Origin of the sequence: Oceanicaulis sp. MMSF_3324 (assembly GCF_030733545.1) — a bacterium.
Lineage (GTDB): Bacteria > Pseudomonadota > Alphaproteobacteria > Caulobacterales > Maricaulaceae > Oceanicaulis.
On sequence record NZ_JASHIU010000022.1, the window covers coordinates 1 to 7726 of the forward strand.

Genomic DNA, 7726 nt, shown 5'->3' on the forward strand with positions numbered 1-7726 from the left:
CGCCCACGGCCGGGGCGGGGCGTCGTATCCCCCGCCCTGCCCCGGCCCCCTTATCACCCACCCAGGAGATTGAGATATGGAAGACATGACGGCCTATATCGGCACCAAGCTGGTGCAGGCGAAACCGGCCACCAAGAACGGCGAGCCCGGCTATACGGTCCGCTATGCAGACGGCTATGAAAGCTGGTCGCCCGCCCAGGCGTTCGAGGACGCCTATCGTTCATCGCAGGCGCTGGATTTTGGCGGGGCGCTGACCGTCCTGAAAATGGGCGGCACGGTCGCCCGTCAGGGCTGGAACGGGCGCGGCATGTTCCTGTTCCTGGTCAATGGTTCGCACTTCACGGTGAACCGGGAGCCGCTTCTGTCGATCCTGGGCGAAGGCACGCCCGTGGACTATCACGCGCATATCGACATGAAGACGGCGGACGGCACGATTGTGCCCTGGCTGGCGAGCCAGACCGACATGCTGGCGACGGACTGGGCGGTGGTGTCGCTGACCGCGCCGGGCGTGGACTATCGCACCCGTGGCGCCGCGCCCAAATCCTTTGCCGATCAGGTGGCGGACCTGGCCCATGAAGCGGCCGAGGAAACCCTGGCCGAAATGACCAAGGACGGAGGCGCACATGGCTGATTTTGCAGCAAACGCGCCTGAGAAGGACGAGAGCGACGCCATCGGCGCGGCGGCCCGCGATCAAATCCGCGCCCTGATCGCCCGCATCGAGCGGCTGGAAGAAGACAAGGCGGGCGTGGCCGCCGATATCAAGGAGGTCTACGCCGAGGCCAGCTCCATGGGCTATGACACCAAGGTGCTGCGCAAGGTGATCTCCATTCGCAAACAGGACGCCCATGAACGGCAGGAAATGGAAGCCCTGCTGGAGCTGTATCTGGGCGCGGTCGGGGAGAGCTAGGATGGGGCTTTATGTGAAAAAGCCTGTCGTGATCGAAGCTTTCCAGCTGGGCAAGGATGCGCTGCCCGATTGGTGTAAAGCAGCCATCGCGGAAGGTGAGGTTCGGCTCAACTATGATGGCGCCGCTGTCATCAGAACCCTAGAGGGGGTCCACTGGGCAGACCCTTCTGATTTCATCATCAAGGGCGTTGAAGGGGAGCTGTATCCCTGCAAGCCCAAAATCTTCAAGAAGACATACAGGCCAGCGAGGCAGCGGCAATCACCACTGTCTCGCTTGTTTCGTCTGTTTGGAAGGCCCGCGTCATGATCGAGCACATCATTATCGCCTATGTCACCACGGCCATGACCACGGTGTTCATCACCTATGCACGCACCGCCATCGTCAACCGGGACGCAGACGGGGTTTTCCTGTTCGACGCGCTGAAACTGGCGGTGCTGTGGCCGCTTCTGATCCCGGCCGCGCTTGGCTGGTGGGCGGGGTTGTCGCTGCGCTGGCTTGCGCAGCGCGGGACGCGGGGGCGCCCATGAGCGCCCTGCAAAGCCCCGCCGTGGCCGCCCTGATCGAACAGATCAGGGCGGCGGTGCGCCTGCCCGACCACCCGGACGCGGCGGCCAAGCATGAGCGCCTGTTAAAGCGGCTGGCCCAGACCGTGTTTGACGCCGGGGCGGACTTCACCCGCCGCCAGTGGGACCAGGCGGCGCAGGCCATCCCCCGCGATGGTCACGACGCTTATGCGGCGGGCGTGTTCCAGGCGTGGGAGATTATCGAGCAGTCAGGAAGCCTTGAGGAAGCGCGCGACCGCATTCTGTCCCATGCCGTATTTGTGGCGCCCGCCGAGGCCGAGGCGAGACAGGCCCGCCCCTGAGCCGCCCTCACCCTTCTGAGGCGAAGCCGTACGACGCGCGCGCGCATTTCTTCTGGGCCAGTTCGCAGCCTTCCAGCATGTAGGACGTGAGAAACAAGGCCCCGTCCCGCCAAGGGGATCGGGGCGCGGCGGACAGCAAGACACTCAATGTCTTAGCCGCGCCGTGCATCTGGCTAAGCTGGTAGCAGGTTATCGTGACGCGGGTATTCATTACCTTCTCCTCTCTTGTGGCGCGTGGGGAGAAAGAATGAGAAACCTTAATAAAAGGCGCCTTTTCAACAGTTTATAGTTGTCAAGCTGTGTATTTAATTTATGCGCCGCACTGCACAATACTTATCTGTGCGTGCGGGCTTGGCGCGATCAACCCACAGGTTTCAGGCCCGCTTCCACCGCCGCCATGGCGAGCGCGGCCATGAGCGGCGCGCCGCCCTGTTCGTACTGATTGAAGCGCACGCGGCTGACGCCGATCAGCTCACCCGCCGCCGCCTGGCTGATCTGACGGCCCGCTTGATCGCTCAGACGATCGCGCCAGGCGCGCACGGCGTCTGGACTGGCGGCGATCGCGGCGGGTTTGGCGGGGCGTCCGGCTGGCATGGGCGCATTATCGCCCATGCTTTGCTCGAGAGGGCAAGAGGTCATGAGAGGTTGCTCCGTTTGGCGTCGATCCGAACGCGGGCCGCCTCGCCCAGCTGCTTGGCCTTTTCAAACACCTCTAGGTCCAGTTCGCCCGCATTCCAGCGGCGAAGGACGCCGCACAAATAAGTCGGATCGCCGGGATAAGGCGACGTGTTCCAGAAGTGGCGCAGGGCCGCCCGCTCATTGTCGGACAGCGCAAACAGCATGGCCCGCGCCTCGCGCCACATCTGGGCGCGAAACGCGCGCTGGCTGGCCTCTATGCTGTCCCAGGTGCGCGCGTTGTGATCGAGCCGATCCGCGACGCTGGGCGCGGTTTCCAGCCCGGCCGCGTACAGCAGGGGCGCCGCGTCGATCTGTTTCTGGATCGCCCGCGCCGCCGCGCTGGCCTTGCGCGGCGTGGCTTCGTAACGGGTTTTCGGCCAGTGCTTGAAGCGCATCAGAACAGCTCCTGTTGCTGATACTCGCCCGGCGCGGTGCGGACATAGCCGCCGCGCTGCAAGGTCTGGCGCACCTTGGCTTTCCAGTTCGGGTTGCGCTCCGCCTTGGGGTGCTTGGCGATCAGCCGATAAGCGAGGCTGAGCGAGATTGTGCCGCCCTGTCGCGTCGTCACCTCCGCCAGCAGGGCGCGCCATGTGATCGACACGGTGTCCTCATGGCGCAGGACAAGGACCGTCTGACGCCCGGTTGAGAGCGGGACGAACGCGCCCGCCAGACCGGACGCGGCGAGCCGGTCCACATCGTCCGCCCCATAGGCGGCGAGGACAGAGGGCGCGCCCGCATTGGCGCTGGCGCGCTCGCCGTCGCCCGTGTGGAAGTGCAAGCGCCCCTCAAGAAACAGCAGCGCGCTTGCGCCTTCCCAGACATGGCGGAAAAACGCCTCTGTCTCGGTGCGGGCGAAGATCAGGGCGGTTCCCTGATCATGCGCCGCCATGCGCGCCAGCCAGTCGCCCACGGCGCGGCCATAGGGCGGGTTGAGCCAGACGCGCCCGAACCAGTCACACGCCAGCCCATCGTCGGCGGGCGTGTAGCGGTGCGCAGCGGTGCGCCATGGCATGTCCGGCGGCGTGCAGGGGTCCAGGTCGAACGGGCCGAGGGCATCGAGCAGCGCGGGCGGGGTCAGCCAGGTGTCGGACCGGGCGGCGGCGGACTGGTGGGAACCGATAGGCATTAGGCATCCTCCCCGTACAGCGAGCCGTCCTGTGCGGCGTGCTGGCAGTCGGTACAGAGGTCTTCGCCGTCCACGTCTTCCAGATGATCGAGCGTGCCGCAGCGCTCGCAGCCTGCGCGGTCGTCGGCTTCCTCGTCGCATTCGGTGATGAAGGTCATTTCTCCTGTTTTCATAACCTCGTCGAAGGGCACGCCGACCGACTGGGCGTAGTGCATAAGGTCGCCCAGCATGTCGCCGAGCAGTTCACGTTCACCAAAGGCGCTGCGTTGATCGCCGACATGTGCGCAGTAGGCGTTAAGGGCAGCGTTGGCGCGTTCGGCTCTGTCTTGATTGTTCATCATGGGACTATCCTTTCCAATTCGGCCGGCACGGCCGGGGAAAGGGACCGGCGCGCCGATCCCTGACCCGGGCCGCGCCGGTTAGAACAGTTCGAGTTGGCGCTTGGCGGGGTTTTGGCGCTTTTCCGCGCCGGGAATGACGAGCTGGGCGCCTTGGGGCGTGTCCTCCATCGGGAAGGACTGGGGCGCGGCGGCGACGGGCGCAGGCGCGGCCTTGGCGGGCTCAGGCGCGCAGCGAAAGTCCGGTTTCAGAAGTTCACCGTCCGTATAGGTATCCCAGAACGCCAGTTCGACGCGCGGGGCGGTGTTCTTCCACTCTTGAAGGTAAAAATCGGCGTCCACGCCCGCACCTGGGCGCAGCATGATCCCGGTTTTGTTGAAGTGATCGACGCCGGGGCCGTGTGTCTTTTCGGAGAAGTTGCGCGCGCCCGAATAGCGGAAGGGTGCGGAGTTTTGCGGGATGATGAAACCGGCGCCGTACCGGGACACCTTGACCGCCTGTTCGATGATCGCAAATTCCATCTTGGCGCCCGCTGTCTTGGAGCGGTTCGTGTAGGTGTTGGGGCTGGAAAAGGGCGGGTTTGAATAGGCGCCATCGAACACGCCCAGCTCCGCCCACAGTTCCGGGTCGAGCGCGTCGGCGCAAATCCACGTTGCCTCTGGCAGGATCTTACGCCCGATTTCCACATAACGCGGGTTCAGCTCGATGCAGGTTATATCCGGCTTGGAATTGTCGGCCCGGCGCCCGTCCCGGTAGTGATAGTTCGCAAAGGACAAATGCCCGATACCGGCGCACAGATCGACGACGCGGCCCGACACCGGCGCATCCATGAAGAAATCAGCGGCGAGGTTGAGCGGGGTAAAGAACGCGCCCGCCGCGCCCACATCGTTTTCTGCGGCTTCGTTCCAGTGCTCCAGTACGAATTCTTTTTCAGACAGCTTGAGCGTGTCCTGTTCCAGCAGCTTGCAGGCTTCGCGGTGCATCTTGGCTTGTTGTTTGGTGAGCTTGGCCATGGTCCGGGCCTCCTAGTTCGCGTCGTGTTGGATTTCGGCTTCGCCTATGGCGTTGCCGTTGAGGTCGCGAACCTTCCAGCCCGCATAAAATTCGCCGCTCTCGTCCGGGCCGCTGTCGGCCTCGATGGTGTCAGCCAGTGCGCGCAGGACGCGGGCAATCTCGGCTTGCGGGTTGTCTTCAAAGGCGGCATTGCCGGTTTTAAAGTGGATGGTGATGGCCATGGTTCAGGCCTCCCCAATCTCGACGGCGAACAGAATGTGATGATCTGCAAGGCGCGTGCGCTGACCGTTCGACAGATCACGGCACAGGGCCAGATGACCGCCTCGCGCGCGGAACGTGTTTTCATAGCGCCCGCGGACAATGCGCCCCGCGCCAATCTCACGCGGCAACCATGCCTCAATGATGAAGGCGCGCGCGCGATGAGAGCCGCAGCGGGTTGATTTGAAAATGGTTCCAATTTCCAGTGTGCCGACGCAATAAGCGCCGCGCGGGGTCTCAAGGACTGTATGTCGTTGGGGGTCGTATTGTCTGAGCATGGTTCAGGCTCCTTAAGCGGCTTTGGCTTGGTTGATTTGCTGCATGGATTGGGCGCCCCACTGGCGGGCCATTTCGCGCGCCACGGACGGGAAGAAGCGGGACCGCTCTTTTGACCGCTCAGGGCCGGGCGCCATGGAATGCACGCGAGTGACCGGCTTGGCGTCAGCAGGCAGGCCCAGAGCGCGGCGGGCGTCGTCGAGCTTGGGATAAAGCGGGGCGAGCGGAGCGACGCCACGCGCCCAGAAGTGGGTGCGCTTGGTTTCCCAGTCTCCGAACTGCCACGGCTGGATCGACTGGACCGGCTCGGCATAGTTGCGGATGCGCGCCTTGGCGTGGCGGTGCATGACCGGGTTCTCGCACACCACGCGATCACAGGGCGCGTTCCAGAGGTCGGAGAACAGGGCCGCGCCCTCGTCCAGCTTCGCCCACATGAAGGCGAGGCGCTGGGCGTCGGTCATTCGCGCATAGGCGGCGACCTCGGCGGCGGTGTGGTGTTCGGGGTTCAGGCGCTTGGGGGCTTCGGTCAGCCAGCGCACGCCCGAATTGCACAGGCGCGTACAGGGCGGATGCGCCACGATGATCAAATCCCAGCCGGTCAGGTGGTTGCGCACGTCGTCGCGGATATGACGGTTAGAGCCCGTGTCATCGGCGAGAATGTCGCAGGACCATGCGTCGTGACCCTCGGCCAGAAAGGCGTCGCGGACCGTGCCCGAATACTCGCACGCGATCAGGACTTTAAGCGGGGTGAAATCGAATTCCAGTTGCATCAGGCGTCGTCCTCTGTCGTGGTGTGATGTAAATTTATTTTACACGTTTCGACCTGTCAACAGGAAAGTAAAATTAATTTACATCACCAAGCCGCGCCCCGGCGCGCGCAGCGCGACGGAATAAGGGCGAGGCTTTCCGCATGGCCCACCGGGCCGCGCCCCGGCGCGCGCAGCGCGACGGAACAAGGGCGAGGCCCGACCGCATGGGATGGGCGCAGCCCGGACCCGGACCCGACCCGGCCCCAGTACGCCGCATCAGATCGCCCTGGCTCTCGATCCCCCTTGACAACCGAACCCGAACCCGGACCCATAGGGCCGAAAGCAGACACGCGCCGAAGCGGTGCGGTGACGGTTGCGCCCCACGGGTCAGGGGGTTTCGTCACCTGCTAAAAGACTGATCCTCAACCGTTTTTCTGATTAGGTGACGCCGGTGACGCTGGTGACGCCTCGCCCGTGTCTAGGCGCGAATTACCCCCTGATAAATCGCGCGTGTGTAGCCGCACCCCGTCACCTCCGTCACCCCCGTCACCTGTCATAGATATATCTATTGCATTCAATAGCTTAGAGGGTGACGCCTTGGCGGTTCCCTGTGGTGACGCCCCGTCATTCAGCATCTGAGCCGTTGGACATGGCCAAATCTGGCCGATCCTTGCGCCCCTGATTTGATGCCTCGCCCGGATCGCGGCGCGGCGTGAATAAACTAAGGGCGGAAATGGCGAACGAGACGGCAGAGCTTGAAGCGATGAAGTCCGGCGAGCTGGGCGCGGCGCAGCCTGATGACGGCGAGCCCGATCAGCTGGCGCTGTTCGCCGAGGAACTGGACGACGCGGCGGCGCAATCGTTCGGCGATGCGCCCAAGAGGCGCGGGCCGGGCCGACCGTCCGGCGCGCGGAACCGCGCCACGGCTGAGACGATCCGGCTGATCCAGGCCATGGGCGCGGACCCGCTGACCGGCGCGGCGAATATCGTTCGCGGCGGCCCTGGCTATGTGCTGGCCAGCTCGATCAAGGCCGAGGCCGAGGCATACGGGATTGATCATTATGACAGTCAGGGCCGACCGCTCGCCCCAGTCTATGACAAGGACGGCACGCTGAGCCATTACGAGCTATGGCGCGCCTCAATGTCCATGAAGGACGCATGGGCGGTGCGGGATCGCAACGCCGACATGCTCAATCGGGTCATGCACAGCGCCGCCCCGGCGCGGATCGAGGTCAGCAGCCCGCAGGGTCTGGCCGTGGTCCTGCCCGCCCAGCCCGACCCTTCCGAACTGGCCGCGCCGTTTCTGGATGGCACCGCCGAGGATGACGGCTCGAACCATCGCGCCCCGCTTCTGCCCGGCCCTGATAATTCAAGCACTTACGCCGACACTCAAGGCGAAGTCACACAGGCCAACAGTCACACAAGCGGGGAAAGCGATGATTAGTCAGCGCCTTGGCTCGTTTCCAGCCACTGATGCAAACTCAGTGGGCCAGAACGCGCACCCCCTACCCC

The 7726-nt window shown here is 64.3% G+C and carries 15 protein-coding genes; 6 read left to right on the forward strand and 9 right to left on the reverse strand.

What is annotated here, in order from left to right; translation table 11 throughout:
* Positions 1-76: 76 nt before the first annotated feature.
* Genes RBA95_RS14405 through RBA95_RS14425 form a run of 5 tightly spaced genes read left to right on the forward strand, consistent with a single transcriptional unit; the run spans position 77 to position 1774 of the window.
* Positions 77-631: a DUF2829 domain-containing protein gene (locus tag RBA95_RS14405; protein ID WP_306017571.1), complete on the forward strand. Its 555-nt coding sequence runs from the start codon at positions 77-79 to the stop codon at positions 629-631.
* Positions 624-908, forward strand: coding sequence for a DUF2312 domain-containing protein (locus RBA95_RS14410; protein WP_306017572.1), 285 nt, complete (start codon positions 624-626; stop codon positions 906-908). Before RBA95_RS14405 ends, RBA95_RS14410 begins: the two co-directional genes overlap by 8 nt.
* 1 nt (position 909) lies before the next feature.
* The gene (locus tag RBA95_RS14415; RefSeq protein WP_306017573.1) at positions 910-1215 is read left to right on the forward strand and encodes a hypothetical protein; all 306 of its coding nucleotides are present in this window, start codon (positions 910-912) and stop codon (positions 1213-1215) included.
* Positions 1212-1436: a hypothetical protein gene (locus tag RBA95_RS14420; RefSeq protein ID WP_306017574.1), complete on the forward strand. Its 225-nt coding sequence runs from the start codon at positions 1212-1214 to the stop codon at positions 1434-1436. Before RBA95_RS14415 ends, RBA95_RS14420 begins: the two co-directional genes overlap by 4 nt.
* The gene (locus RBA95_RS14425) at positions 1433-1774 is read left to right on the forward strand and encodes a hypothetical protein (protein WP_306017575.1); all 342 of its coding nucleotides are present in this window, start codon (positions 1433-1435) and stop codon (positions 1772-1774) included. Before RBA95_RS14420 ends, RBA95_RS14425 begins: the two co-directional genes overlap by 4 nt.
* Before the next feature lie 7 nt (positions 1775-1781).
* Here the strand turns inward: RBA95_RS14425 and RBA95_RS14430 are convergent, their stop codons facing one another.
* The 9 genes from RBA95_RS14430 to RBA95_RS14470 all read right to left on the reverse strand — a co-directional run bounded on the left by RBA95_RS14430 (position 1782) and on the right by RBA95_RS14470 (position 6235).
* Positions 1782-1985 carry a hypothetical protein gene (locus RBA95_RS14430; RefSeq protein ID WP_306017576.1) on the reverse strand — a complete coding sequence of 68 codons (204 nt, stop codon included), beginning with the start codon at positions 1983-1985 and terminating at the stop codon, positions 1782-1784.
* Positions 1986-2134: 149 nt separating this feature from the next.
* Positions 2135-2413: a hypothetical protein gene (locus RBA95_RS14435; RefSeq protein WP_306017577.1), complete on the reverse strand. Its 279-nt coding sequence runs from the start codon at positions 2411-2413 to the stop codon at positions 2135-2137.
* The gene (locus tag RBA95_RS14440) at positions 2410-2847 is read right to left on the reverse strand and encodes a hypothetical protein (protein WP_306017578.1); all 438 of its coding nucleotides are present in this window, start codon (positions 2845-2847) and stop codon (positions 2410-2412) included. The genes RBA95_RS14435 and RBA95_RS14440 overlap by 4 nt, the downstream gene beginning before the upstream one ends.
* Complete coding sequence (locus RBA95_RS14445; RefSeq protein ID WP_306017579.1) at positions 2847-3578, reverse strand: DNA N-6-adenine-methyltransferase; 732 nt, start codon at positions 3576-3578, stop codon at positions 2847-2849. Before RBA95_RS14445 ends, RBA95_RS14440 begins: the two co-directional genes overlap by 1 nt.
* Positions 3578-3919, reverse strand: coding sequence for a hypothetical protein (locus tag RBA95_RS14450; RefSeq protein WP_306017580.1), 342 nt, complete (start codon positions 3917-3919; stop codon positions 3578-3580). The genes RBA95_RS14445 and RBA95_RS14450 overlap by 1 nt, the downstream gene beginning before the upstream one ends.
* A gap of 78 nt (positions 3920-3997) precedes the next feature.
* Positions 3998-4930 carry a hypothetical protein gene (locus tag RBA95_RS14455; RefSeq protein ID WP_306017581.1) on the reverse strand — a complete coding sequence of 311 codons (933 nt, stop codon included), beginning with the start codon at positions 4928-4930 and terminating at the stop codon, positions 3998-4000.
* 12 nt (positions 4931-4942) lie between these two features.
* A complete protein-coding gene (locus tag RBA95_RS14460) occupies positions 4943-5152 on the reverse strand; it encodes a hypothetical protein (protein ID WP_306017582.1) in 210 nt (69 codons plus the stop codon).
* A 3-nt stretch (positions 5153-5155) separates the two neighbouring features.
* Positions 5156-5320, reverse strand: a complete 165-nt coding sequence (locus RBA95_RS14465) for a hypothetical protein (RefSeq protein WP_306017583.1) — start codon at positions 5318-5320, stop codon at positions 5156-5158.
* Positions 5321-5479: 159 nt separating this feature from the next.
* The gene (locus RBA95_RS14470) at positions 5480-6235 is read right to left on the reverse strand and encodes a hypothetical protein (protein ID WP_306017584.1); all 756 of its coding nucleotides are present in this window, start codon (positions 6233-6235) and stop codon (positions 5480-5482) included.
* 712 nt (positions 6236-6947) lie between these two features.
* Here RBA95_RS14470 and RBA95_RS14475 point away from each other — a divergent pair.
* Positions 6948-7658 (forward strand): hypothetical protein, encoded by a 711-nt coding sequence (locus RBA95_RS14475; RefSeq protein ID WP_306017585.1) that lies wholly within the window; start codon positions 6948-6950, stop codon positions 7656-7658.
* The last annotated feature ends 68 nt before the right edge of the window (positions 7659-7726 follow it).